General features: G+C 68.4%; 24 protein-coding genes. 14 read left to right on the plus strand and 10 right to left on the minus strand.

Translation table 11 applies throughout. The features are described from left to right. The first annotated feature begins 93 nt into the window (after positions 1-93). Both ispH and thrB read left to right on the plus strand, forming a co-directional pair. Positions 94-1,095 carry a 4-hydroxy-3-methylbut-2-enyl diphosphate reductase gene (ispH, locus tag FV218_RS04845; protein WP_056086289.1) on the plus strand — a complete coding sequence of 334 codons (1,002 nt, stop codon included), beginning with the start codon at positions 94-96 and terminating at the stop codon, positions 1,093-1,095. Positions 1,096-1,185: 90 nt separating this feature from the next. Beyond that, positions 1,186-2,151: a homoserine kinase gene (gene thrB / locus FV218_RS04850; RefSeq protein WP_147708901.1), complete on the plus strand. Its 966-nt coding sequence runs from the start codon at positions 1,186-1,188 to the stop codon at positions 2,149-2,151. Positions 2,152-2,164: 13 nt separating this feature from the next. Here the strand turns inward: thrB and FV218_RS04855 are convergent, their stop codons facing one another. Together FV218_RS04855 and FV218_RS04860 are read right to left on the minus strand one after the other, a co-directional pair. After that, positions 2,165-2,602 (minus strand): nuclear transport factor 2 family protein, encoded by a 438-nt coding sequence (locus FV218_RS04855; protein WP_147708902.1) that lies wholly within the window; start codon positions 2,600-2,602, stop codon positions 2,165-2,167. Between the two features lie 182 nt (positions 2,603-2,784). After that, positions 2,785-3,267 (minus strand): peroxiredoxin, encoded by a 483-nt coding sequence (locus tag FV218_RS04860; RefSeq protein ID WP_147708903.1) that lies wholly within the window; start codon positions 3,265-3,267, stop codon positions 2,785-2,787. Between the two features lie 167 nt (positions 3,268-3,434). Between FV218_RS04860 and FV218_RS04865 the strand changes: the two genes are divergently transcribed. Next, positions 3,435-4,043, plus strand: a complete 609-nt coding sequence (locus FV218_RS04865; protein WP_147708904.1) for a YqgE/AlgH family protein — start codon at positions 3,435-3,437, stop codon at positions 4,041-4,043. 13 nt (positions 4,044-4,056) lie between these two features. Here FV218_RS04865 and FV218_RS04870 read toward each other — a convergent pair whose 3' ends face one another. Then, entirely contained in the window at positions 4,057-5,043 is a 987-nt protein-coding gene (locus FV218_RS04870; RefSeq protein WP_147708905.1) for a hypothetical protein, read from the minus strand. Positions 5,044-5,430: 387 nt separating this feature from the next. On the opposite strand from FV218_RS04870, the gene dnaK reads away from it, so the two are divergent. The 4 genes from dnaK (at position 5,431) to FV218_RS04890 (ending at position 9,858) form a co-directional block, all read left to right on the plus strand. Further along, positions 5,431-7,344, plus strand: a complete 1,914-nt coding sequence (gene dnaK, locus FV218_RS04875; protein ID WP_147708906.1) for a molecular chaperone DnaK — start codon at positions 5,431-5,433, stop codon at positions 7,342-7,344. A 111-nt stretch (positions 7,345-7,455) separates the two neighbouring features. Next, a complete protein-coding gene (gene dnaJ, locus FV218_RS04880; RefSeq protein WP_056086271.1) occupies positions 7,456-8,619 on the plus strand; it encodes a molecular chaperone DnaJ in 1,164 nt (387 codons plus the stop codon). A 170-nt stretch (positions 8,620-8,789) separates the two neighbouring features. Next, positions 8,790-9,425, plus strand: a complete 636-nt coding sequence (locus FV218_RS04885; RefSeq protein WP_056086268.1) for a phospholipid methyltransferase — start codon at positions 8,790-8,792, stop codon at positions 9,423-9,425. A 103-nt stretch (positions 9,426-9,528) separates the two neighbouring features. Then, the gene (locus tag FV218_RS04890; RefSeq protein ID WP_147708907.1) at positions 9,529-9,858 is read left to right on the plus strand and encodes a hypothetical protein; all 330 of its coding nucleotides are present in this window, start codon (positions 9,529-9,531) and stop codon (positions 9,856-9,858) included. A gap of 3 nt (positions 9,859-9,861) precedes the next feature. Here FV218_RS04890 and deoA read toward each other — a convergent pair whose 3' ends face one another. From deoA to cdd, 4 genes are read right to left on the minus strand one after another with little or no spacing between them, the layout of a single operon-like run. Then, positions 9,862-11,169 (minus strand): thymidine phosphorylase, encoded by a 1,308-nt coding sequence (gene deoA, locus FV218_RS04895; RefSeq protein WP_147708908.1) that lies wholly within the window; start codon positions 11,167-11,169, stop codon positions 9,862-9,864. Beyond that, a complete protein-coding gene (gene deoC, locus FV218_RS04900; protein ID WP_147708909.1) occupies positions 11,166-11,894 on the minus strand; it encodes a deoxyribose-phosphate aldolase in 729 nt (242 codons plus the stop codon). The genes deoA and deoC overlap by 4 nt, the downstream gene beginning before the upstream one ends. Next, the gene (locus tag FV218_RS04905) at positions 11,891-12,721 is read right to left on the minus strand and encodes a purine-nucleoside phosphorylase (RefSeq protein WP_147708910.1); all 831 of its coding nucleotides are present in this window, start codon (positions 12,719-12,721) and stop codon (positions 11,891-11,893) included. The genes deoC and FV218_RS04905 overlap by 4 nt, the downstream gene beginning before the upstream one ends. Next, positions 12,714-13,124 carry a cytidine deaminase gene (gene cdd / locus FV218_RS04910; protein WP_056086253.1) on the minus strand — a complete coding sequence of 137 codons (411 nt, stop codon included), beginning with the start codon at positions 13,122-13,124 and terminating at the stop codon, positions 12,714-12,716. Before cdd ends, FV218_RS04905 begins: the two co-directional genes overlap by 8 nt. 109 nt (positions 13,125-13,233) lie before the next feature. On the opposite strand from cdd, the gene FV218_RS04915 reads away from it, so the two are divergent. Next, complete coding sequence (locus FV218_RS04915; protein ID WP_056086250.1) at positions 13,234-13,455, plus strand: DUF2093 domain-containing protein; 222 nt, start codon at positions 13,234-13,236, stop codon at positions 13,453-13,455. Between the two features lie 86 nt (positions 13,456-13,541). On the opposite strand, the gene FV218_RS04920 is transcribed toward FV218_RS04915, so the two are convergent. Then, positions 13,542-13,868: an MmcQ/YjbR family DNA-binding protein gene (locus tag FV218_RS04920; protein ID WP_147708911.1), complete on the minus strand. Its 327-nt coding sequence runs from the start codon at positions 13,866-13,868 to the stop codon at positions 13,542-13,544. Positions 13,869-14,087: 219 nt separating this feature from the next. Here FV218_RS04920 and FV218_RS04925 point away from each other — a divergent pair, with 219 nt between their 5' ends. From FV218_RS04925 to FV218_RS04940, 4 genes are all read left to right on the plus strand, one after another. Next, a complete protein-coding gene (locus FV218_RS04925; RefSeq protein WP_056086243.1) occupies positions 14,088-14,960 on the plus strand; it encodes an outer membrane beta-barrel protein in 873 nt (290 codons plus the stop codon). Positions 14,961-15,167: 207 nt separating this feature from the next. Then, positions 15,168-16,034 carry an outer membrane beta-barrel protein gene (locus FV218_RS04930; RefSeq protein WP_147708912.1) on the plus strand — a complete coding sequence of 289 codons (867 nt, stop codon included), beginning with the start codon at positions 15,168-15,170 and terminating at the stop codon, positions 16,032-16,034. A 106-nt stretch (positions 16,035-16,140) separates the two neighbouring features. Beyond that, entirely contained in the window at positions 16,141-17,049 is a 909-nt protein-coding gene (locus FV218_RS04935; protein WP_056086238.1) for an outer membrane beta-barrel protein, read from the plus strand. A gap of 114 nt (positions 17,050-17,163) precedes the next feature. Beyond that, complete coding sequence (locus tag FV218_RS04940) at positions 17,164-17,385, plus strand: hypothetical protein (protein ID WP_056086235.1); 222 nt, start codon at positions 17,164-17,166, stop codon at positions 17,383-17,385. 6 nt (positions 17,386-17,391) lie between these two features. Here FV218_RS04940 and FV218_RS04945 read toward each other — a convergent pair whose 3' ends face one another. Next, complete coding sequence (locus FV218_RS04945) at positions 17,392-17,940, minus strand: HNH endonuclease (RefSeq protein ID WP_056086232.1); 549 nt, start codon at positions 17,938-17,940, stop codon at positions 17,392-17,394. A 634-nt stretch (positions 17,941-18,574) separates the two neighbouring features. Between FV218_RS04945 and FV218_RS04950 the strand changes: the two genes are divergently transcribed. Beyond that, positions 18,575-21,196, plus strand: a complete 2,622-nt coding sequence (locus tag FV218_RS04950) for a DUF3772 domain-containing protein (protein WP_082476103.1) — start codon at positions 18,575-18,577, stop codon at positions 21,194-21,196. 55 nt (positions 21,197-21,251) lie between these two features. Then, positions 21,252-21,719 (plus strand): CAP domain-containing protein, encoded by a 468-nt coding sequence (locus FV218_RS04955; protein ID WP_082476102.1) that lies wholly within the window; start codon positions 21,252-21,254, stop codon positions 21,717-21,719. Positions 21,720-21,728: 9 nt separating this feature from the next. On the opposite strand, the gene FV218_RS04960 is transcribed toward FV218_RS04955, so the two are convergent. Further along, positions 21,729-22,559 carry a flagellar motor protein MotB gene (locus FV218_RS04960; protein ID WP_056086229.1) on the minus strand — a complete coding sequence of 277 codons (831 nt, stop codon included), beginning with the start codon at positions 22,557-22,559 and terminating at the stop codon, positions 21,729-21,731. Positions 22,560-22,586: the final 27 nt, after the last annotated feature.

The following is a 22,586-nucleotide window of genomic DNA, read 5'->3' on the forward strand; positions in this document are numbered from 1 at the left end:
ACGGAGTTTGATACGCCGGCCCGTGCCTCTCCGACGGTTTTGGGCTATGACCGGTTGACAGGGGCGGCCCAGCCTCGCCACATCCCGGCTATCATGAGCGATGCACTCCCGACGACCCAGACCGCCCCCGTGGACGCTGAGAAGCCTCCCCTGGAGATTCTGCTGTGTGCCCCGCGCGGCTTCTGCGCCGGCGTGGTGCGGGCCATCGACGTGGTCGAGCGGGCGCTCGCCATCTACGGACCCCCGGTCTACGTGCGCCACGAGATCGTCCACAACAAATACGTGGTCGAGAGCCTGAAGCGGAAAGGCGCCGTGTTCGTGCGCGAACTCGACGAGGTGCCGGACGGCTCGGCCCCGGTGATCTTCTCCGCCCACGGCGTGGCGAAGACGGTTCCTAACAACGCCGATTCGCGCGGGCTCACCACCATCGACGCCACCTGCCCCCTGGTGACCAAGGTTCACCGTGAAGCCGAGATCCACCACAAGCGCGGCCGCCACGTCCTCCTCGTCGGCCATTCCGGCCACCCTGAAGTGGTCGGCACCATGGGCCAGCTCCCCGCCGGCTCCATCACCCTGGTGGAGGATCTCGAGCAGATCGCCGCCCTCGAGCCCGAGAGCCGCGACAACCTCGCCTGGGTGACGCAGACGACCCTGTCGGTGGACGACACCCGGCACATCGTCGCGGCGCTGAAGGCGAAGTTCCCGACCATCACCGGTCCGCACAAGGACGACATCTGCTACGCCACCACGAACCGCCAGGAAGCGGTGAAGCAGGTGGCCCCCCTGGTCGATGCCGTGATCGTGGTCGGTTCCTCGAACTCCTCGAACTCGCAGCGCCTGCGCGAGGTCGCCGAGCGCGTCGGCTGCCCGATCACCCGCCTCGTGCTCCGCGCCGAGGAGATCGACTGGGAGGCGTTCAAGGATGTACGCCGCCTCGGCCTCACCGCCGGCGCTTCGGCTCCGGAAGTGCTGGTGGAAGAGATCATCGACGCGTTCGCGGCCCGCTACACCGTCACGGTGGATACGGTCTCGACGGTGGTGGAGGACATGTCCTTCCCGCTGCCGCGCGAATTGCGCAGCGAAGCCGCCGAATAGGCATCGGTTCCAAGCCCGGTTCGATCAGCAGGGGCGCCCATCGGCGCCCTTGTGCATTTTGACCCTCTCAACTGTTCGAGCGAAACGCCCGTGGCCGTCTACACCGAGGTTTCCGACGAGGCGCTGACCGACTTCCTCGGCGCCTACGACATCGGCACCCTGCTCTCCTACAAGGGCATCGCCGAGGGCGTCGAGAACACCAACTTCTTCGTCCACACCACGGCGGGCTCCTACATCCTCACCCTCTACGAGAAGCGGGTGCGGGTGGACGATCTGCCGTTCTTCCTCCACCTCATGGAGCATCTCGCCGCGCGGGGACTCGCCTGTCCGCAGCCGATCAGGAACCGGGCCGGCGTGAGCCTGGGCGAACTGTGCGGCCGGCCGGCGGTGATCGTCAGCTTTCTGGAGGGCGTCTCGGTCAAGCGGCCGACCCCCGACCATTGCCGGGCCCTCGGTCGGGCCCTCGCCGGTCTCCACGCCGCCGGCAGCGATTTCGGCATGCGCCGCGACAACAACCTCTCGGTGGAGGCGTGGGGCCCGCTGTTTCGAAGTGCGGACGCCCAGGCCGACACCGTCGCGCCGGGGCTCGCCGCGCGGGTGCGCGAAGACCTCACCGTCCTCGAAGCGGGCTGGCCGCGCGGCCTGCCCTCGGGCGTGATCCACGCCGATCTCTTCACCGACAACGTCTTCTTCATCGGCGACGACCTGTCCGGCCTCATCGACTTCTATTTCGCCTGCACCGACGCCTTCGCCTACGACCTCGCCATCTGCCTCAACGCCTGGTGCTTCGAGGCCGACGGCACCTTCCACCGCGACCGGGGCGCCGCCCTCATCGCCGGCTACGAAGCCGTCCGACCCCTGACCGCCGAGGAAGTCGCGGCCCTGCCGATCCTGTGCCGCGGCGCGGCCCTGCGCTTCCTGCTCACCCGCCTCGTCGATTGGCTGAACGTGCCGCCGGGCGCCCTGGTCCAGCCCAAGGACCCCCTGGAATACGATCGCAGGCTGGCCTTCCACCGCACGGTGACACGGGCCGAGGATTACGGACGCGGTGCCTGATCGGGGCTGCCCGTCAGTTCCAAGTGTGCAGCACCGTCCGCCAGCCGTCGCCCTGGTGCTCCAGGACGTTGACCCAGTTTCCGCTGAACACCTTCCGGGCGCCACCGTCCCCCGGTCCGCTCGCCTCCCAGCGTCCACTGGCGATGAGGAGGTCGCCCTTCGCCTTGGCCGACTGGACCGTGACCTTGTGGTCGGCGAACCCTTTCGACTTCAGATTGCTGAAGTAGGTCTGGATGCCGGGGCCGTCCGCAAGCGGCGCGCCCTTGGTGACGACCTCCGCGTCGGGGCCGTACAGCCTGCTCAAGGCGTCCATGTCGCCGGCATTGAAGCTCTGATCCCAACGGTCGGCGGCCGCCTGCGCTGTAACCTTCGCGTCCTCCGCGATGGCGGGTGCCGTCACCGCGAGGCCGGTCATGAAGATGAGGACACGGGTGTGGGAACGAAAGGACATGACGTTCTCCCGGGCGAAATCTCGGATGATTCCCGAGGCGGCAATATCCACCAGAATTCGGTCCGATGAAAGCTTGATGAAGCGTTCGCCCGAATGTTTCGAAACTTCCGAATTCGGAGAGACTCACGAAAAAGCCCGGGGTTCTGCCCCGGGCTCGCAACGTCTCGACCGAAATGGGCGGTTCAGATGACCTTCAGCAGCGCGTCGACACCGGAAATCTCGGTCTTGGCCGGCGAATCCTCGATGTTGAGCACCCGCACCACGCCATCTTCCACCAGCATGGCGTAACGCTTCGAGCGCGGGCCGAGGCCGAAGCCCGTGCCGTCCATGTCGAGGCCCAGGGCCTTGGCGAACTCGGCGTTGCCGTCGGCGAGGAATTCGAGCCCCTCGGCGGCACTGGCCTTCTGCCAGGCGTCGAGGACGAACACGTCGTTGACGGAGGTGATCGCCACGGCGTCGATACCGCGCGCCTTGATCTCGGCCAGCTTCTCGACGAAGCCCGGCAGGTGGTTGCGGTGGCAACTGGGGGTGAAGGCGCCCGGGATGCCGACGAGGACGACGCGGCGGCCCTTGAACACGTCGTCCGTGGTCCGGGCCTCGGGACCGTCCTTGCCGCTGACGCGGAACGTGACCTGGGGAAGGTGGTCGCCAACCTGGATCGTCATGGGTGATCTCCTGTGGGCGTCGCGCCCGCGCGTGGAAGCCGTCTATCGCGCGGGGTCGAGCCTGTCGAGGCGAGGACGCGGGCCGTACACGCTCCCGTGAAAGCGATGCCGCGCCCCGCCGACGTTTGGTTCTTGGACTAGGCCAGTGATGGGCGTAGCATGCCGCCATGCAGACCTCCCGATCCCGGACGGCCGATCCCGCCTACCTCGATGGCCAGTTCCTCATCGCCATGCCGGGGCTGACCGATGCACGATTCGCGCGCTCGGTGATCTACCTCTGCGCCCATTCCGCCGATGGGGCCATGGGCATCATCCTCAACAAGGCGATCCAGAATCTCGACATGCCGGATCTCCTGATCCAGCTCGAGATCGCCCAGGAGGCCGACGCCATCCGGCTGCGCGAGCGGGTCGGCCACATGCCCGTGCTCATGGGCGGTCCCGTGGACGCCAAGCGCGGCTTCGTCCTGCACACGGACGATTTTCACATCGATCAATCGACCCTGATCATCGACGACGGGATCTGCCTCACCGCCACCGTCGATATCCTCCGCGCCATCGCCGACGACCAGGGCCCCGCCAGCGCCGTCCTGGCGTTGGGGTATGCCGGCTGGCAGGCCGGGCAGCTCGAGAACGAGATCCTGGCCAACGGCTGGCTGACCTGCCCGGCCGATCCGGAGCTGATCTTCAACACGGCCCTGGAGTCCAAGTACGAACGGACCCTGCGCGGCATCGGCATCGATCCGGCCATGCTGTCGGTCAGCGCGGGTCACGCCTGACCCATCGAAAATTCTAATCCGGGAAGCCCGTCGCGCCGCCGGCATCCGGGTTCATGCCATCGACGGACGGCTGCGGCTTCCGGCGCGGGCGCGGGGTTGCCGACGCCGTCGGGGCGGCGGCGGCGGTGTTGACGCCGAGGCGCGTGGCGAGCGCCAGGGCGCGGCCTTCGGTGAAACGCAGGTTGCAGAAGCCGTGGGCCCCCTCCCGCGCGTAGGTCCGGCAGAGTTGCTCACGGTCGGAGGAGAACGCCGCCTGTTCGGTGACGATGGGGCGGACATCCTGGCCCCGCGCCCGCTGGGTCATGAGCTTGTAGTTCTCGCGCACCGCCCGGTCGGCCGTGCCGCGCGCACCGTCGAACTCAACGGAACGGGGGATCAGAGTCGCGGCGGCCGGGCCCCACAGGCCCGTCGGAGTGGTGGCGCAGTCGGCCGTCGTCACGGTGCAGACCCGGCTGGAGCCCAGCGACGTCACGAGGACGCCCCCCTCGACCACCTCGAACCGGAGGGGGCACTCGCCGCCCGTCGCCTCGAAGCGGGGCAGACCGTCGGGACGGCCCTCCGAGGTGAGAGCCACGGGCGTGCCGCCGTTCCACGGGACCGTGCAGCTCTCGCTCGGCGCCGAAATCTTGGTGCCCGGCAGGGTGATGCGCGCCGTGGTCCCGGCGGCCGCCTTCTCCAGTTTCAGGGTGCCGCTGAGGCCGTTGTACAACAGCTCCTGGCCCATGACGTTGTCCTCCGCCGGCGCCTTCAGGACGACGGGCTGCTTCGGCGCGGCCGGCGCACGGGGCGCCTCGGCGGCCGGCGCATCGCCCGGCGCGCCAGGAGGCGGCGCCAGCGGCGTACCGGGCTGCACACCGCCCGGGACGCCGCGCGGCGGCACCGGTGGCTTGGCCGCGCGCCCGATCCCGAACAGCTCCTCGAAGAAGTTCTGCGCGCCGGCCGGATTCGGCATCGCGACGGCGAGCGGCAGCAGGAGGAGGACGCGGATCAACGGGGGCATCGAGACTTTCAGGCCGGTGAGCATGATGGAGGCGCGGCCAGTCGCCAGCCTACCATGCGGGCCATGGCTTGAACGTGGCGTCGATACAACAAGAACCTGGTCGCACGCGGCCGAAAACCATTCGCATGACGGGGATCGGCCAATCGGGAGAAGGGGATAACGCGGGCCCGGCCGATACGCTCCCGTGCTTTGCCGGATCGCCTTGCGGCTCCGCATCCCCCTTCTTATATCCGGCGGGACGCGGGATTAAGACCCGAGCCGGAGTGTTCTCGACGCTCGGTCCGGTCCCGGTTCCGCTCGACAATCTCAGTTTTTCCACCGCCATGGGCCGAGCTGCTTCGGGGCTCGGCGGTCTGCTTGACCAAGCGACAACAGAGGGATCCCACCATGGGTAAAGTTATCGGTATCGACCTCGGCACCACCAATTCCTGCGTGGCCGTGATGGAGGGCTCGCAGCCCAAGGTCATTGAGAACGCGGAAGGTGCCCGCACCACGCCGTCCATCGTCGCCTTCCTCGACGATGGCGAGCGCCTCGTCGGCCAGCCGGCCAAGCGTCAGGCCGTCACCAATCCGGAACACACGTTCTTCGCCATCAAGCGCCTCGTCGGCCGCACCTACGACGATCCGATGACGCAGAAGGACAAGGGCCTCGTGCCCTACAAGATCGTCCGCGGCGACAACGGCGATGCTTGGGTCGAGGCCGACGGCAAGAAGTATTCGCCCTCGCAGATCTCCGCCTTCACCCTGCAGAAGATGAAGGAGACGGCGGAAGCCCATCTCGGCCAGCCGGTGACTCAGGCCGTGATCACGGTGCCCGCCTACTTCAACGACGCCCAGCGTCAGGCCACCAAGGATGCCGGCAAGATCGCCGGCCTCGAGGTGCTGCGCATCATCAACGAGCCCACCGCCGCGGCGCTGGCCTACGGCCTCGACAAGAAGAAGGCCGGCACCATCGCGGTGTACGATCTCGGCGGCGGCACCTTCGACGTGTCGATCCTCGAGATCGGCGACGGCGTGTTCGAGGTGAAGTCCACCAACGGTGACACCTTCCTCGGCGGCGAGGACTTCGACAACCGCGTGGTCGAGTACCTCGCGGCGGAGTTCAAGCGCGAGCAGGGCATCGACCTGACGAAGGACAAGCTCGCGCTCCAGCGCCTAAAGGAAGCGGCCGAGAAGGCGAAGATCGAGCTGTCGTCGGCGACGCAGACCGAGATCAACCTGCCCTACATCACGGCCGACGCGTCGGGTCCGAAGCACCTCGCCCTCAAGCTGTCGCGGGCCAAGTTCGAGAGCCTCGTCGACGATCTCGTCCAGCGCACCATCGAGCCGTGCCGCAAGGCCCTCAAGGATGCCGGCGTCTCGGCGTCCGAGATCGACGAGGTCGTGCTCGTCGGCGGCATGATCCGCATGCCGAAGATCCAGGAAGTGGTGAAGTCCTTCTTCGGCAAGGAGCCCCACAAGGGCGTCAACCCGGATGAGGTCGTGGCCATCGGCGCGGCGGTGCAGGCCGGCGTGCTGCAGGGCGACGTCAAGGACGTGCTCCTCCTCGACGTGACCCCCCTGTCCCTCGGCATCGAGACCCTGGGCGGCGTGTTCACCCGCCTCATCGACCGCAACACCACGATCCCGACGAAGAAGTCGCAGACTTTCTCGACGGCCGAGGACAACCAGAACGCGGTCACCATCCGGGTCTTCCAGGGTGAGCGCGAGATGGCCGCCGACAACAAGATGCTCGGCCAGTTCGACCTCATGGGCATCCCGCCGGCCCCCCGCGGCATGCCGCAGATCGAGGTGACCTTCGACATCGACGCCAACGGCATCGTCAACGTGACGGCCAAGGACAAGGCGACGAACAAGGAGCACCAGATCCGGATTCAGGCCTCTGGCGGCCTGTCGGACGCCGACATCGACCGGATGGTGAAGGACGCCGAGGCCAACGCCGAGGCGGACAAGAAGCGCCGCGAGCTCGTCGAGGTGAAGAACCAGGGCGAGAGCCTCGTGCACGCCACCGAGAAGTCGGTGAAGGAGTACGGCGACAAGGTCTCGGCCGACGACAAGGCCGCCATCGAGACGGCGATCACGGCGCTCCGCACGGCCCTCGACGGCGAGGATGTCGAGACCATCAAGGCCCGCACCACCGACGTGATGCAGGTCTCGATGAAGCTCGGCGAGGCCATGTACGCGGCCAACCAGGCCGGTGAGGCCGGGACCGAAGCGCCGGCCGGCGAAGCCAAGAAGGACGACGTCATCGACGCCGACTTCCAGGAAGTCGATGACAAGGACCAGAAGAAGCGGGCATAACGCCCCTTCGGGTACAGGGGGCCGGAGCGATCCGGCCCCTTGCCATGTCTGATGAGATGACGGTGCGGTCCTCGCTGGAGGTCGTTGCACCGAGGGACGTTGAGGGCGGGTATGTCGAAGCGGGACTATTACGAGATTCTCGGCGTCGCCAAGACCGCGACCGACGGTGAGATGAAGGTCGCCTTCCGCAAGCTCGCCATGACCTACCATCCCGATCGCAATCCCGGGAATGCCGAGGCCGAGGTCAAGTTCAAGGAAGTCAACGAGGCCTACCAGACCCTGACCGACGGCCAGAAGCGCGCCGCCTACGATCGCTTCGGCCATGCCGCCTTCCAGCAGGGCGGTGGCGGCCCCGGATTCGGCAACGAGTTCGGCGACTTCATGTCGGACATCTTCGACAATTTCTTCGGCGACGGTCGCGCGGCGCCGGGGGGCGCCCGGGCCGGGGCCGGGGCGCGCGGTGGCTCGACCCGCGAGCGCGGCGCGGACCTGCGCTACAACCTCGAGATTTCCCTGGAGGAGGCCTTCGCCGGCAAGGCCGAGACCATCAAGATGGCCACCGCCGTCACCTGCGAAACCTGCTCCGGCTCGGGCGCCAAGGCCGGATCGAAACCCCGCCCGTGCCAGACCTGCGGCGGCTACGGCCGGGTTCGGGCGGCGCAGGGGTTCTTCGCCATCGAACGGACCTGCCCGAATTGTCACGGCCGCGGCGAGGTCATCGACGACCCGTGCGGCACCTGCTCGGGCGCGGGACGGGTCACCCGCGAGCGGACCCTCTCCATCAACGTGCCGGCGGGTGTCGATGACGGCCTGCGCATCCGCCTTGCCGGCGAAGGCGAGACCGGCCTGCGCGGCGGCCCGGCCGGTGACCTCTACGTGTTCCTGTCGATCAAGCCGCACGAGTTCTTCCAGCGCGACGGGGCGGACCTGTTCTGCCGGGTGCCGATCAACATGGTGACGGCGGCCCTCTCGGGCGACATCACCGTGCCGGTCATCGACGGCTCGCAGACCCAGGTGAAGATCCCGGCCGGAACCCAGACGGCCAAGCAATTCCGCATCAAGGGCAAGGGCATGCCGGTCCTGCGGGCCCGCGACGTCGGCGATCTCTACATCCAGGTTTTCGTCGAGACGCCGCAGAACCTGACCAAGCGCCAGCGCGAACTGCTGCAGGAATTCGGCCAGTCGGCCTCCGACGAGAACCACCCCGAGAGCGCGGGCTTCTTCTCGAAGGTCCGCGAGTTCTTCGACGGCCTCGGCGGCACCGCCCGGCAGTGACGCCGTGTGGGATCGAACCGCGCCGGTCCCGGTTATGATTGTGGCCGGGCGGCATCGCCCGATCGAACGCGCAGCCGGGCCACATGCGAAGTGCCGATGTCAGCTTGACTGTCCCCGGCCTTCGGCGTCTAGCCTTTCCTTCCCAAACCGTGATCTGAGGGCATAGGGTCTTGCCGCCGCTTCGCCGTCCCAGCACCAAGCTCCAAGCCGCGCCCGGCGCCTTGAATCCGCGGCGCGATCCCTTGGAGGACGAGGCGCGCTTCCTGCGTTCCTGGTTCGAGCGCCCCCTCGTCACGGGGTCGGTGACGCCCTCGGGCAAGATGCTCGCCCGCACCATGGCGTCCTACGTCGATCCGCGCATGGCCGGGCCGGTCATCGAACTCGGCCCCGGCACCGGCCCGGTGACCGAGGCCCTGATCCGGCGCGGAATCGAGCAGGAGCGGCTGATCCTCGTCGAGTACAATCCGGATTTCTGCCGGCTGCTGCGAACGCGGTTTCCCCGGGCCAACGTGGTGCAGGGCGATGCCTACGACATCGCCGCCACCCTCGGCGCCCTCGTGCAGGAGAAGGCCGCCGCGACGGTCTCGAGCCTGCCGCTGTTCACCAAGCCCCTGGAACAGCGCCTCGGCCTGCTCAACGCCGCGCATGCGATGATGCATCCCGGCGCCCCCTTCATCCAGTTCACCTACGCGGTGGTGCCGCCGATCCCCGAGCGCTGCGATGCCGGCACCTATACGGCGAGCCGCTCCAACCGTGTCTGGCTCAACCTGCCTCCGGCCCGCGTCTGGGCGTATCGCCGTCCCTGACGCCGGGCTGAACGCGCCCGCCGGCCGGCATTCACGGCCGAGTCCGTAGGGTCTTCCTGGTGGGGCCGAGGTGTCCTCGGCCCGCTGCAATCGGAAGACCGTCATGGCTTTTCGCACCCCTTCGCTGCTCCCTCGCCTTCTTGCCACCGGTCTCGCCGTCGCGACCGGTCTCGGAATGACGGCGGCTCTCGCGATGCCGTTTTCGCAATCGCCCCATCCATCCGTGGTCGTCCCCGTTCACGACCACGATGGGTATGGCGACCGTGGCTATGGCCGCGGCTATCATCACCATCATCATCGCGGACACGACCGCGGCTGGGGCGGCGGTCATCGCGGATGGGACCACGATCGGGGCCATGGCCGGCGCGGCTGGGGGCATCATCACCACCACGATCATCGCGGCGGCGGATATCGCGGCCACTATCCGTACTGACCGTCAGGCGATGCGGTCCCGCAACGGCGCGTCGGCTGCGCCCGGTGCGGGGCCGATGCCATAGGCGGCATGCAGGGCCGCCTCGGCGCGGTCGGCGGCCGCAGCATCGCGGGCGTGGATGACGGCGAGGGGCCGGTCGGGACCGACCGCATCGCCGGCCCGGGCGAGACCGGTGAATCCGACGGCCGGATCGATGCCGTCCTGCGGTCGGGTCCGTCCACCGCCGAGGCCGATGACCGCGAGCCCGATGTCGCGGGTCGCCACCCGCGCGACGTAGCCGGACTCCACCGCCACCGCTCGCACGACGTCGGCCTTGGCGAGATACCGCTCCGGGTGGTCGGCGAGATCGACCGGGCCACCGAGGGCCGCGACCATCTGCGAAAAGATCTCCAGGGCGCGCCCCGAATCGAGGGCCTCCTCGAGGCGGGCGCGGGCCGTGGGCAAATCGTCGGCCAAGCCGCCGAGCGCCAGCATCTCGGCACCGAGTTCCAGGGTGACGGTGTGGAAGGCGGTCTCCCGCGCGCGTCCCGTCAGGTAGTCGAGGACATAGGCGACCTCCAGGGCGTTGCCGGCGGCCGAGGCGAGGGGGGACTCCATATCGGTGACCAGGGCGACGGTCCTGAGACCGGCGCCCGCCGCCACGCCGACGATGGCCTCGCCGAGGCCGAACGCCTCGTCCGGATCCGTCATGAACGCGCCCGAGCCGACCTTCACGTCCATGACGAGGCCGTCGAGGCCGGCGGCGAGCTTCTTCGACAGGATCGACGCGGTGATGAGATCGAGGGATTCCACCGTGCCGGTGACGTCGCGGATGGCGTAGAGGCGGGCATCGGCCGGGGCGAGCTCCGGCGTCTGCCCGATGATGGCGCAGCCGACCTCCCGGGTGACGCGCCGGAAGCGGTCGAGGTCCGGACGTGCGTCGTAGCCGGGGATGCTGGCCAGCTTGTCGAGGGTGCCGCCGGTGTGCCCGAGGCCACGCCCCGAGATCATCGGAACGTAGCCGCCGCAGGCCGCCACCATGGGCGCCAGGGCGAGGCTGACGGCATCGCCGACGCCACCCGTGGAATGCTTGTCGAGAACCGGCCCGGGCAGATCCCAGGTCAGAACCGTGCCGGATCGGGTCATCGCCCGCGTGAGGGCGACGCGCTCGCCGACGGAGAGGCGCCGGAAGAACACTGCCATGGCGAAGGCCGCGGCCTGTCCCTCGGTGACGCGGCCATCCGTGAGACCGGCGATGAAATCGGCGATCTCTGCCGACTCGAGTTCCCGTCCGTCGCGCTTGGCCCGGATCGTCTCCTGCGGCAGCCTCATGCGGCGGTCTCCACGGCTGCGGCGAGGGCGGCGTGCAGGCTGCTCGCGCCGATGCGGAAGGTTTTCGGGGTTGCCCAGTCCGGCCCCACGATCCGATCGGCGAGGGCGAGATACAGGGCGGCGTCGGCCACCGTCCTGATTCCACCCGAGACCTTGAGGCCGTGCGTCCCGCCCGCGTCGCGGATAGCGTGGAGCATGATCTCCGCCGCCTCCGGGGTCGCCGAGACGGCCGTCTTGCCCGTCGAGGTCTTGATCATATCGGCGCCGGCGGCGAGGGCGAGGCGGCTCGCCTGCGCGATCAGGTCCGGGGACCGGAGCATGCCCGTTTCCAGGATCACCTTGAGGCAAGCCGGGCCACAGGCCGCGCGCACGGCCGCGACCATGCCGTGCGCCGGCTCCGCCCGCCCGTCGCGGAGGGCCCCATAGGGCAGGACCAGATCGATCTCGTCAGCGCCGTCGCACAGGGCCGCGCACGTTTCACGGACGGCCCGTTCGACGTCCTCTCCCCCCGCCGGGAAGTTGACCACCGTGGCGACGGCCACCGTCGATCCGGCGAGCAGCCGGGCCGACTGGGCGACGAACCGGGGCCAGACGCACACGGCGGCGACGCCGCTGGCCCGGGCGGTTCGGCACAGGGTCTCGATGGCGGCCTCCGTGCCCGTATCACCGAGATCGGTGAGGTCGAGGAGGGGGAGGGCGCGCCGGGCGGTGAGGGATTCGGTCATGCACGGGGCTCCGGCAGGAGGCCGACGAACGCCTCGGCGAGGCGGGCGAGGTCGGTGGCGGCGCGCGCCGCCACGGCCTTGGTCTCGTCGTGGTGAGGGTCGCCGTCGCCGATCCCGGCGGCGAGGTTGGTGACGACGGAGACGGCCGCAACGGGCAGGCCGAAGAAGCGGGCCAGGATGGTCTCCGGCACCGTGGACATGCCGACGAGGTCGGCGCCGAGGATGCCGGCCATGCGGACCTCCGCCGGCGTCTCGAAGCTCGGGCCGGAGAACCAGGCATAGATGCCCTCGTGCAGGGCCACGCCGCAGGCCTGCGCCGCCGCATGGAGGGTTCTTCGCAGATCGGCGTCGTAGGCGCCCACCATGGGAACGAAGCGTCCGTCGCCGGCCTCGCCCACGAGGGGGTTGAAGCCCGACAGGTTGATGTGATCGCTGAGGGCCACGAGGCTGCCCGGACCGGCCCCGGGGCGGAGCGACCCGGCGGCGTTGGTGAGCAGGAGCGCGCGGGCGCCCAGCGCCCGGGCGATGCCGAGCGGCACCCGCATCACGCCGGAATCCCCCGTCTCGTAGGCATGGGCGCGGCCCTCGAACACCAGCACGCGGCGTCCCCCGAGCGAGCCGGCATGCAGTCGCCCGCCATGGCCGCTGACGCGCGGCGCCGGGAGGCCGGGGATTTCTCCGTAGGGCACCGAACGCGTCTCCGTCAGGCGCTCCACCATGGCACCGAGGCCGGTGCCGGTGACGATGGCGCAGGCGAACGGACCGCCGAGGCCCCTGGCCCGCAGGAGATCGGCGGTCGCCGCCATGAGCGGCGTGGGCTCAGGCATGACGCACCAGATTCTCGGGCCCGAACGATTCGGGCAGCAGGGCGCCCAGGGTGAAGCGTGCCAGGACCCCGTCGCCATCGGCCACATGGATCACGGTCTCGGGCGCGGCGAATTCACGGATGCGCTGGCGACACGCGCCGCAGGGCGTGACGAGGCCGGGGCCGGCCCCCATCACCAGCATTTCCCGGATGGTCCGGCCGCCGCCCGCCACCATGGCGGCAATGGCCCCGGCCTCGGCGCAGGTGCCGACGGGATAGGCGGCGTTCTCGACGTTGCACCCGGCATGGACCGTGCCCTCGGCGTCGCGAAGGGCCGCCCCGACGGTGAAGTGCGAATAGGGTGCGTAAGCCAGGGCGCGCACGGCCCGCGCGGCGTCGAACAGGCTTTGAAGATCGAGGTTCATGCACGATCATTGGCACCGATGCCGGAGCCCTGTCGAGGGATCATCGACATGGCCGTCCACGCCTCCTAGAAGGCGTCGGAAATCAAGTGGGCCGAAGGGGCTTTGACGGATGCTGGGTCGGTTTGAACGGGGCGCTTCGGGCGAGGCGACGGTCGAGTATGGCGACGGCACCATGCGGGTGGTCAAGCCCGGCCGTTTCGTGCGCTGCGCCGTGACGGGTGCATCCATCGAACTCGATGCCCTGCGTTACTGGAGCGCCGTGCATCAGGAGGCCTATGCCACGCCAGAAGCCGTGATGCAGCGTCTGCGCGAACGCGCCGTCGAGGCCTGACCGGCAAGGCCGTCGTAAAACGAGGACGCCCGGACATCGCACGGCCCGCGGCACGAGGGGCCGTCACGGACCCGCACGCGGACCGCTCATTCCCCGTCCAGGGCGGCCGGCGCGACGTTCCGCCAGGCCGCGAGCAGGACGGCGCGCAACGCCGCTTCGTCCACGTCCCACAGGTCGAGGCTGGTCCAGCCGCGTCGACCCCACGCGCCCGGAACCGGGGCGAACAGGTCCGGTGAATCCGCGAGGACCCGCGCCTGATCGTCGGGGGTGAGCCTGAGCACGACCCGTTCTTCCTCCACCCACAGGGTGGCGAAGATACGGCCGCCGAGGCGAAAGTCGGGATGTCCCTGATGCGCCGCCTCGACGACTTCGGGAAGTAACAGGGCAAGGGCTCGAACATCTTCGGGGCGCATGGCCCCTCGTCTATACGAGTGCCGTCGACGATGCACCGGCGCGGGACCGGCCACCGCGTGCTTCGGGACATGGCCTCGGCGTCGACCCGTCTCGTAACGACCTCGCAAGGATAACTTTTAACGTTAAGGGCGATTTAACCCCCTCGGGCGATGGTGAGATCGTCATCCGAGCCGGCGCCTCTCGCTCCCGGCAGACGGTCGAGTGAAGGACTGAATCCCATGCGCCGCTCCAAGCTGAATGCCTTGGCGCGCTCGTTCACGCTCCTTGCGAGCGTGGGAGCGCCCTGCCTCGGATACGCTGCCGACCTGCTTCCCCCGCTGCCGCCCGAGCCGCTGCCCCCGCCCGTCGAGATCGGCGGCGGCTGGTACCTGCGCGGCGATGTCGGTGTGGGCGCCGCGAGCTACGAGAAGGTCGTCACCACCGTCCCGGGCAAGTCCCTGCCGCCGGACTACGAGATCCACCAGAAGAGCATGGGTGACCAGTTCTTCGCCGGTGGCGGCGTCGGCTACCAGTTCAACGGCTTCCTTCGCGGTGACATCACTGGCGAGTACCGGGGCGGCGGCCGCTTCTCCTTCGTCGAGAAGTTCGACCTGCCTTACGGCAACGGCGTTCCGGCCAAGGGCCTGGACTTCGACCAGGGTCACCTGTCGACGGTGGTCGCGATGGCCAACGGCTACGTCGATCTCGGCACGTGGTACGGCGTGACCCCGTTCCTCGGCGCGGGCGTCGGTTCGGCTTTCCACACGGTGAGCGGATTCAACGACACCGGCGCCGGCTCGGCCGCCGGTGGCTTCGGCATCGCCGCCACCAAGCGCACCACGAACCTCGCCTGGGCCGCCATGGCTGGCCTCGGCTACAGCGTTACGCCCAACCTCAAGCTCGAAGTCGGCTACCGCTACATGAACCTCGGCCACGTCGGCACCGGCGCGGTGACCTGCTTCAACGACCCGGGCTGCGGCGGCGCGTCGTACAAGCTCAAGGAGGTCACCTCCCACGACGTGCGCATCGGCATGCGCTGGATGCTCGGCGGTGTCGTCGCCGCACCGGTCATTGCCGATTACCAGCCCGAGCCGATCATCCGTAAGTATTGATCGCTGTATCATCGATGGAAGCGGCGCGAACCTTCGGGTTCGCGCCGTTTTTATTTACAGCAATGCGATTGGGGTCTTAATCTCGGATTGTCTTAAGCTTAACGCGATCATAAGCTTCCGCGTGGATACTCCCTGACCATGGGATGAACGCTACGGGCCTCAGGCGAAGCGGCGTTCCCACCGAGTATCGGGGTTTCCGAGGACGATATGACGAGACATCGGTGCCCATCGCGTCGGGCTTCAACCCTGGCCATCGCGGCTCTGAGCCTGGCCGTCAGTCCCGCACTCGCACCCGCATGGGGGGCCGATCTGCTGCCTCCGCCGCCGGCGCCGGTGCCCGTGGAAATCGGCAGCGGGTGGTACCTGCGCGCCGATTTCACCGAAAGCTTCTTCCTGCGTCCCACGGATGCGACGCTGCCCGATCCCAACGATCCGGGCATGCCGCCCCTGGTCCGGCGTACCCTCAGCCACGAACCCGGCTATGGCGGCGGCGTCGGCTATCGCGTCAACAACTGGCTGCGCGTGGACGCCACCATCGATCAGCGCGGCGCCTCGGATTACAGCGCGTACTCGTCGCGGACCAACTTCGCCACCGGCTACAACGTCGAGGCCGGCCGCGTCGGCGTCCTCACCGGCCTCGTCAACGTCTATGCCGATCTCGGTACCTGGTGGGGTCTGACCCCCTACATCGGCGGCGGCGTCGGCTTCGCCCAGAAGGAGTTCCGACGGGGCTATACCCAGACCACCTGCCTCATCGACGCCTGCGACGGGAGTGCGGGCACGGGGGCCCGCCCCGGCGTGGCACGCCCCAACCGCTCCGTCACCAGCCTCGCCTGGTCCCTCACGGGGGGCGTTTCCTACGCCCTCGGGGCCGGCTTCAGCTTGGATGCGAGCTATCGCTACATCGATCTCGGCCGCGCCAAATCGGGGCTCGACACCTACGGCTTCGGCAGCCGCCTGAAGGATCTGGCCGCCAACGAGGTTCGCGTCGGCCTGCGCTACTCCTTCGCGGATGGGTTCGCGGGAGGGCACAGCCTCCCCACCGTCTGGAGCAGCGGGAATCCCTACGAATGACGCCCGCGTCCACGGTGGAGCAACGGTCCATTAAGGTTACTCAAGTACACCTTCGTCAACGGGCTCAGTAAAGACCAGTCGGGCTGGCGCCTTGAGGACGACATCGATGCGGACCCTGACTTTCGCTCTCCTGACGACCCTCGCCCTGAATGCCGTCGCCGGCGCCCAGGCGGCGGACCTCGACTACGGCGTCCTGCGCGGCCCCGACTACGAGCAGGAGGCGCCGCTCATCGACTGGAACGGCGTCTACTTTGGTGGGCACGGCGGGTACACATCGGCCGCAATGGGTTTTGCCAACACGTTCCAGCCGCTCGTCGCCAACGCCCTCCGCGCCACGTCCGCCGAGACGATCATGGGGGCCTCGACGTTGCTTTCGCCACAGGCGGTGCGTGTCGGGGGCGGGAGCTATGGTGCCTTCGCCGGCTTCAACTATCAGTTCGACGAGGCCGTTGTCGGCCTTGAGGTGGACTATACGCGTTTCGAACGGGGTGGCACGACGACGGATGCCATTTCCCGCTTCCGGACGACGGGTGATGGCTTCCTCGAAACGGTGAGCTTGAGCGGACTGGCGTCGACGACGATCCAGGATTACGGCACCATCCGCGCACGTGGCGGCTGGGCTCTGGGTAATCTACTGCCATTCGTGACCGGAGGTCTCGCAATCGGGCGAGCTCAAGTTGTGGATCACGTCTCCATCAGCAACTACGGCTACGACCAAACGACGTACAAGGCAAACGCGGCCCTCACTACGGGTCAGCCGGCCTACGTGAACAACTTCGGCTATGCCTCCTTCAGCCAGACGAATCCGGCAGCCAGCCGCCCGGCGGCACCGATGATTGTCGGCAGAAGCACGACGAAGGTGGTTGGTGGCATCGCCCTCGGCGGTGGCATCGAGTATGCCTTGACGTCAAATATTCTCCTTCGCGGTGAATATCAGTACGTCCTCTTCAATGATTTCAATGGGCACAAGGTCAACCTGAACACCGTGCGCGGCGGCGCGGCGGTCAAATTCTGACGCACGATGAAACTGCATCAAAGCGGAATTGTTGAGCCGTCTCTCGCTTTCGTAGCGATAGGTTGGGCGAGTCAGTGCCTCGAGGCCTTCACCGCAGGACGGAACGCCCGAACGATGATCCGGCTCATCCTTACCGCTGTCCTTGTCGCGGCCAGCTTTCCGACCGCGAGCCTTTCGGTCCAGGCCAGAGGCGACCTGCGCCACCGGCCGCTCCCGCCGCCGGAGGTCGCCTACCGCGATCCCACCTACCTGCCGCCGCCCCCTCCCGTACCCGTCGCGCGGGTGCCGCGCTCCCTCAACCTGCCGCTCTACAACGAGCCGCCGCGCCGGTTTTGAAGGGCGTCAGTTCTCCAGTTCGGAATCCCAGTAGAGGTAGTCCACCCAGGTGTGGTGGTACTGCCGGTGGTCGAATTCCGGCTGGCGGCGATGCAACTCGTGCCGGGTCGGGCGGTGCGGCTCGTGCAGGAGCGGCATTTCGGCCTCGGCGGGCGTACGGTTGGCCTTGCGCAGGTTGCACGGCGAGCAGGCCGCGACGACGTTCTCCCAACTCGACAGGCCCCCGCGCGAGCGCGGCACGACGTGGTCGAAGGTGAGGCCGCCCGACGGTAGGCGCAGGCCGCAATACTGGCACGAGAACGTGTCGCGCAGATAGATGTTGTAGCGGGTGAAGGCCGGGCTGCGCGCCAGGGTCACGTAGCTCTTGAGGGCGACGACGCTCGGTACTTTCAGGGACCGGCTCGGGCTACGCGCCTCGACATCGTAGTTCGCCACCAGGGTGACCCGGTCGAGGAACAGGGCGGTGAAGGCGTCCTTCCAGGACCACAGCGAGAGCGGATTGTACGACAGCGGCCGGTAATCGGCGTTCAGCACGAGCGTTTGGAGATCCAGCATGGCGCACCCCTCTCGGCGGGTCGACACGGGGACAACGCGCGGGAATCGCCCGGCGCGCTGCCCCTGTCGGATGAAAGATCAGGATTTTTCTTGAATTTCGCCGGCGCGCCTGACCGGCGGGCTCGCACGGGGGAAGCCGTCGAAGCGGCGCGTGCGTGGCGCGATGGGGGGAGGGCTTTTGCCAAAAGCGGTCGCATCGGGCGAAAACGCCCGGCTGGTGGCAACGTCCCTCGACGCGGACGACCGTCACCACCTCCCCGCACCGATACGAAAAGGCATAGTCCATCGCGGCTTAGTCTAATATCAGCGTGACACGCTTGTGAAGGTCATGGCGCACCCGCGCGACGCCATGCCCACAGGGCGTCATGCCCACCGGCGTCATGCCCCAGGACGTCCTGCCCACGACCGGCACGCGGGCCATGCCGTGAGCGCGGAGGCGGCGTCAGCCTTTCGCCCCATTGATCGGTGATTGCGGCGGCTTCCGATCCCGTTGACCCGGCCCGACTGGTGCGATCCCGTTCCTTCCGGCGGGCGGAAGCGCGGTGCGGGATCGGCGAGGGGCTCTGAAACTTCCGAGGACGGCATCTTGCAGGACATCAACGCCCGAACCGCCCATCGCGCCTCCGCGGAGGGGATGCGTCGCAGGCCCGTCAGGAACGGATATGGGACGCGTCGGGCCGGGATTCTGACGGCGGCGTGGTTCGGCTTCGCCGCCCTCGTCCCCGGTACGGTTCTGGGACAGGCAGCAGCTCCTCCGACCCCGGCCGCCCAGACGGCGCCGGCCAATCCGGCACCCGCCGCACCGCCCGCTCAGCCCGCGGCCCCCGCGAAACCCCCGGCGCCGAAGCCCGTGGTGTCGGAAGAGATCAAGACCGTCCGCGACACCCTCGACAAGGCCAAGGACGACCTCGAACACCGCGAAAAGATCCTGACCGGCCAGAACGTCGGCAGCGGCGACCTCACCCGCGCCCGCGACGGCGTCGATGGCATCGCCGACCGCATTCGCCATGTCATCGAGATCACCACCCCGCGCCTGGAGGCGGCCCGCGAGCGCCTGACCCAGCTCGGACCCAAGCCCAAGGAAGGGGCGGAAGGCGAGGACGTCGCCCGCGAGCGGACCGAGCGCGAGCAGGCGGTCGCCGAGATCGACGAGACCCAGCGGCTGGCGAAATCCCTCCTGGTGCAGAGCGACCAGATCGTCGATCAGGTCACCAACAAGCGCCGCGCCGATTTCACCCGCGGTCTGTTCGAGCGCTCCACCGCCCTCGTCACGCCTGACCTGTGGATGCGGATCGCCGCCGACATTCCACGCGACCTCCGCGCGCTTCAGAACGTCGTCGCGGATACCGCCGACCTGTTCGCCCGCAACGGCACCCTCGGCAACCTCCTCTTCCTCGGGATCGCCTTCGGCATCTCCATCGCCCTGTATTTCGGCCGCCGCAACATCGCCCCGCGCCTCGGGCGGCGCGACGCCAAGGCCGTCGATCCGTCCCAGCGCAAGAAGTTGCTCGCCGCCTGGCGCGTCTTCCTTCTCGGCACCGTGCCGGCGGTGGTGGGAAGCTATGCGGTCTACTACGCCCTCGACGTCACGAATCTCCTGCCCATGCGCCTGCTGCCGGTGGCCGGGGCGATCCTCCTCGGTCTCGCCTTCATCGCCTTCGTCGAAGCCCTGGCCGACGCCCTGCTGTCGCCCGACAAGCCGTCGTGGCGCACCACGACGATGACCGATGCCGCCGCCTCGCGGATCACCACCCTGGCGGTGAGCATCGCCGTGGTGATCACGGTGGTGAAATCCGTCGAGGCCCTGAATTCGGCGATCTCGGCGGCGCTGCCGATCTCCATCGCCACCCGCGGCATCGGGGCCATCGCCACGGCCCTCATCCTTGCGATCGGTCTGCACCGGTTCGCCGATACGGCGGAGAAGGAAGAAGCGTGCTTCGGTCCCTACGTGGCCCCGGAGGCCGTCACGGGTATTGGCGGGCCGGCCCGGCTCCTCGGCTGGGCGGCAGTGGCGGTGATCGGCGCGGCCGCGCTCTTCGGCTACGTCGCGTTCGCCACCTTCCTCATCGACCAGCTCGTGTGGACCGCGAGCCTGTTCGTGCTGCTGTTCCTGTTCATCGGCAGCGCCGACACCTTCATCGGCGGCACCCTCCGCGACGACACCAAGATCGCCACCGCACTTCAGGCCAATACCGGCCTGCGCAAGCGCTCCCTGAACCAGATCGCGGTGCTGGCCACGGGCTTTGCCCGCGTCGTCCTCATCCTCGTCGCGGCCCTCCTGGCCCTCGCTCCCTGGGGCCTCGATTCCACGGATGTGTTCACCTCCGTGCGCAGCGCCTTCTTCGGGTTCAAGGTCGGCGACGTCACCATCTCGCTCTCCACCATCGCCCTCGCCATCGGCCTGCTCGTGCTCGGCATGGCGGTCACCCGGGCGATCCAGCGCTGGCTCGAGAGCACCTATCTGCCGGCCACCGACCTCGACGCCGGCCTGCGCAACTCGATCTCGACCATCGCGGGCTATTGCGGGTTCCTGCTCACCCTGGCGCTCGCCTTCTCGTATCTCGGCCTGAGCCTGGAAAAGCTCACCATCGTGGCCGGCGCCCTCTCCGTCGGTATCGGTTTCGGACTGCAATCCATCGTCAACAATTTCGTCTCGGGCCTGCTGCTCCTGTGGGAGCGCCCGATTCGCGTCGGCGATCAGGTGCTCATCGGCGACAGCGAGGGCATCGTGAAGCGCATCTCCGTGCGCTCCACGGAAATCCAGACCTTCGACCGCTCGGCCGTCATCGTGCCGAACTCGAACCTGATTTCCGGCATCGTCAAGAACCGGGTCCGGGGCGACCGCACCGGTCGGGTCTCCATCACCGTCAATGTCCTGCGCAATCAGGATCCGGTTCACGCCGCCGAGTTGCTGGTGTCCTGCGCCAGTGCGCATCCCGACGTCCTGAAGGAACCCGCCCCCCGGGTGGTCTTCCGCAAGATCGGCGACCCGTTCCTGGAGTTCGAGCTCATCGCCATGATCGTCGACGTGAGTCTCGGCCTGAAGGTGCAGAACGATTTGAACTTTGCGGTGTTCAAGACCTTATCCGGGGTCGGGATGATCCCGGCCATGGGGCCGGCCTCCAGCAATGTCGTGGTGCAGGGGCTGGAACCGTTTCAGGAGGCCATGGGCCGGATCGCCAGCACGCTGTCGGAGCCGAGGGGCGACGCCAGCGGCGGGGCGGGGCGGCAGGCCACCGAGATGCCGAAGGGATGAGCGGGTGAGGCGAGGATTCTTGAGCCGGCGCGGAATCGGTGCAGGGTTGGGCCTGATGGGAAGCCTGACGCTCGCGGGCTGCGCCACGCAGCAGCCCGTGGAGACCGCCACGGGCCTGCCCAGCCTGTACTGGCCGATGACCACCGCCTCGGCGCAGGTCGACGCCGGGACCGCCCGCGATATGATCTCGGCCTACCGTGCCCGCTCGGGCGGCGCGGCACTCCAGCTCGACCCGGAACTGCAGAAGCTCGCCGAGGCGGAGGCCGCCGCCATGGCGGCCGCCGATCGGCCGAGCCGCGCCCAGACCGTGCGCGTCGCCATGGAGCGCCTCGGCCACCCTTCGGCCGGGGCCAACCTCTCGGCCGGCTATCACACCCTGGCGGAAGCGTTCTCGGGCTGGCGCGACAGCCCGGCCCACAACGCCGTGATGCTGGCGCCCGAGGCCACGCGCATGGGCATCGCCACGGCCTACGCGCCGAACTCGAAGTACCGGGTCTACTGGGCGCTGCTGGTCTCGAAGTAAGGGCTCCCGTCAGGGAAACTTCATCTTTCGCGCGATGGTCGGCGCCTCCGCAAGAAGCGTCACCGTCACCCTTCGGTTGGCGGCCAGATAGGGGTTGTCGGGAAACAGCGGCTCGGTGTCGGCCTTGCCCGTCACCGAGGCGAAACGGTCGTCGGGGACGCCGCTTCCGGCGAGGATCTCACGCACGGAGATGGCGCGGTTGGCGGAGAGCTCCCAAGGCGGGGCAGCGGCGCGCGCACCGGGCCGCTCCGAGGCGGTGAAGCCCGCGATGGCGATGCGGTTGGGCATCTTGCGCAAAGTCGGCGCGAGGCGTTCCAGCAGGCGCCGAGTGCGGTCGTTGGGCCGGCTCGATCCGTCGGGGAACATCGAGGCGCCGTCCTGATCGACGATGGCGATGTCGAGACCCTTGGCGGTCGGGGTCACCATGATGTTCTTCGACGCCTCGGCGATCTCCGGCATGTCCTGCAGGGCCTGACGCAGGCTGGCGGCGGCCAGACCGAACGCCTCCGGCAGGCCGGTATCGGGCGCGCCGTCCTCGGCCGTTCCCTCGATATCGGGCGGATTGGTGTGGTCGGTGGATTGCTCCGGCGGGATGTCGCGCTTGTGCTTGACGAAGTTCGCCGTGGGCAGGCCGTCCTTCTCGATGATGCCGGCGAAGCGCGACTCCTTGTTGACGCCGAAGGCGTCGCGCATGGAGCCGGCCACCGCCTGCATCTTCTTCTGATCCTGCGTCGAGTAGGCGGCGATCATCACGAAGAAACTCATGAGCAGCGCCATCAGATCGGCGAAGGTCACGAACCAGCCGTGGCCGCCATGCGCGCCGCGCTTCTTCTTGGCCACGACTCGTCCCCCTCCCGCCCCTTGGGC

Origin of the sequence: Methylobacterium sp. WL69 (genome assembly GCF_008039485.1) — a bacterium.
Lineage (GTDB): Bacteria > Pseudomonadota > Alphaproteobacteria > Rhizobiales > Beijerinckiaceae > Methylobacterium.

Excerpts from the sequence above, each read along its gene's own strand:
- ispH (WP_056086289.1), top strand. The coding sequence starts at position 94 with ATGAGCGATGCACTCCCGACGACCCAGACCGCCCCCGTGGACGCTGAG.
- FV218_RS04855 (WP_147708902.1), bottom strand. The coding sequence starts at position 2,602 with ATGTCCTTTCGTTCCCACACCCGTGTCCTCATCTTCATGACCGGCCTC.
- FV218_RS04860 (WP_147708903.1), bottom strand. The coding sequence starts at position 3,267 with ATGACGATCCAGGTTGGCGACCACCTTCCCCAGGTCACGTTCCGCGTC.
- FV218_RS04865 (WP_147708904.1), top strand. The coding sequence starts at position 3,435 with ATGCAGACCTCCCGATCCCGGACGGCCGATCCCGCCTACCTCGATGGC.
- FV218_RS04870 (WP_147708905.1), bottom strand. The coding sequence starts at position 5,043 with ATGCCCCCGTTGATCCGCGTCCTCCTCCTGCTGCCGCTCGCCGTCGCG.
- dnaK (WP_147708906.1), top strand. The coding sequence starts at position 5,431 with ATGGGTAAAGTTATCGGTATCGACCTCGGCACCACCAATTCCTGCGTG.
- dnaJ (WP_056086271.1), top strand. The coding sequence starts at position 7,456 with ATGTCGAAGCGGGACTATTACGAGATTCTCGGCGTCGCCAAGACCGCG.
- FV218_RS04890 (WP_147708907.1), top strand. The coding sequence starts at position 9,529 with ATGGCTTTTCGCACCCCTTCGCTGCTCCCTCGCCTTCTTGCCACCGGT.
- deoA (WP_147708908.1), bottom strand. The coding sequence starts at position 11,169 with ATGAGGCTGCCGCAGGAGACGATCCGGGCCAAGCGCGACGGACGGGAA.
- deoC (WP_147708909.1), bottom strand. The coding sequence starts at position 11,894 with ATGACCGAATCCCTCACCGCCCGGCGCGCCCTCCCCCTCCTCGACCTC.
- FV218_RS04905 (WP_147708910.1), bottom strand. The coding sequence starts at position 12,721 with ATGCCTGAGCCCACGCCGCTCATGGCGGCGACCGCCGATCTCCTGCGG.
- cdd (WP_056086253.1), bottom strand. The coding sequence starts at position 13,124 with ATGAACCTCGATCTTCAAAGCCTGTTCGACGCCGCGCGGGCCGTGCGC.
- FV218_RS04915 (WP_056086250.1), top strand. The coding sequence starts at position 13,234 with ATGCTGGGTCGGTTTGAACGGGGCGCTTCGGGCGAGGCGACGGTCGAG.
- FV218_RS04920 (WP_147708911.1), bottom strand. The coding sequence starts at position 13,868 with ATGCGCCCCGAAGATGTTCGAGCCCTTGCCCTGTTACTTCCCGAAGTC.
- FV218_RS04925 (WP_056086243.1), top strand. The coding sequence starts at position 14,088 with ATGCGCCGCTCCAAGCTGAATGCCTTGGCGCGCTCGTTCACGCTCCTT.
- FV218_RS04930 (WP_147708912.1), top strand. The coding sequence starts at position 15,168 with ATGACGAGACATCGGTGCCCATCGCGTCGGGCTTCAACCCTGGCCATC.
- FV218_RS04935 (WP_056086238.1), top strand. The coding sequence starts at position 16,141 with ATGCGGACCCTGACTTTCGCTCTCCTGACGACCCTCGCCCTGAATGCC.
- FV218_RS04940 (WP_056086235.1), top strand. The coding sequence starts at position 17,164 with ATGATCCGGCTCATCCTTACCGCTGTCCTTGTCGCGGCCAGCTTTCCG.
- FV218_RS04945 (WP_056086232.1), bottom strand. The coding sequence starts at position 17,940 with ATGCTGGATCTCCAAACGCTCGTGCTGAACGCCGATTACCGGCCGCTG.
- FV218_RS04950 (WP_082476103.1), top strand. The coding sequence starts at position 18,575 with ATGCGTCGCAGGCCCGTCAGGAACGGATATGGGACGCGTCGGGCCGGG.
- FV218_RS04955 (WP_082476102.1), top strand. The coding sequence starts at position 21,252 with ATGGGAAGCCTGACGCTCGCGGGCTGCGCCACGCAGCAGCCCGTGGAG.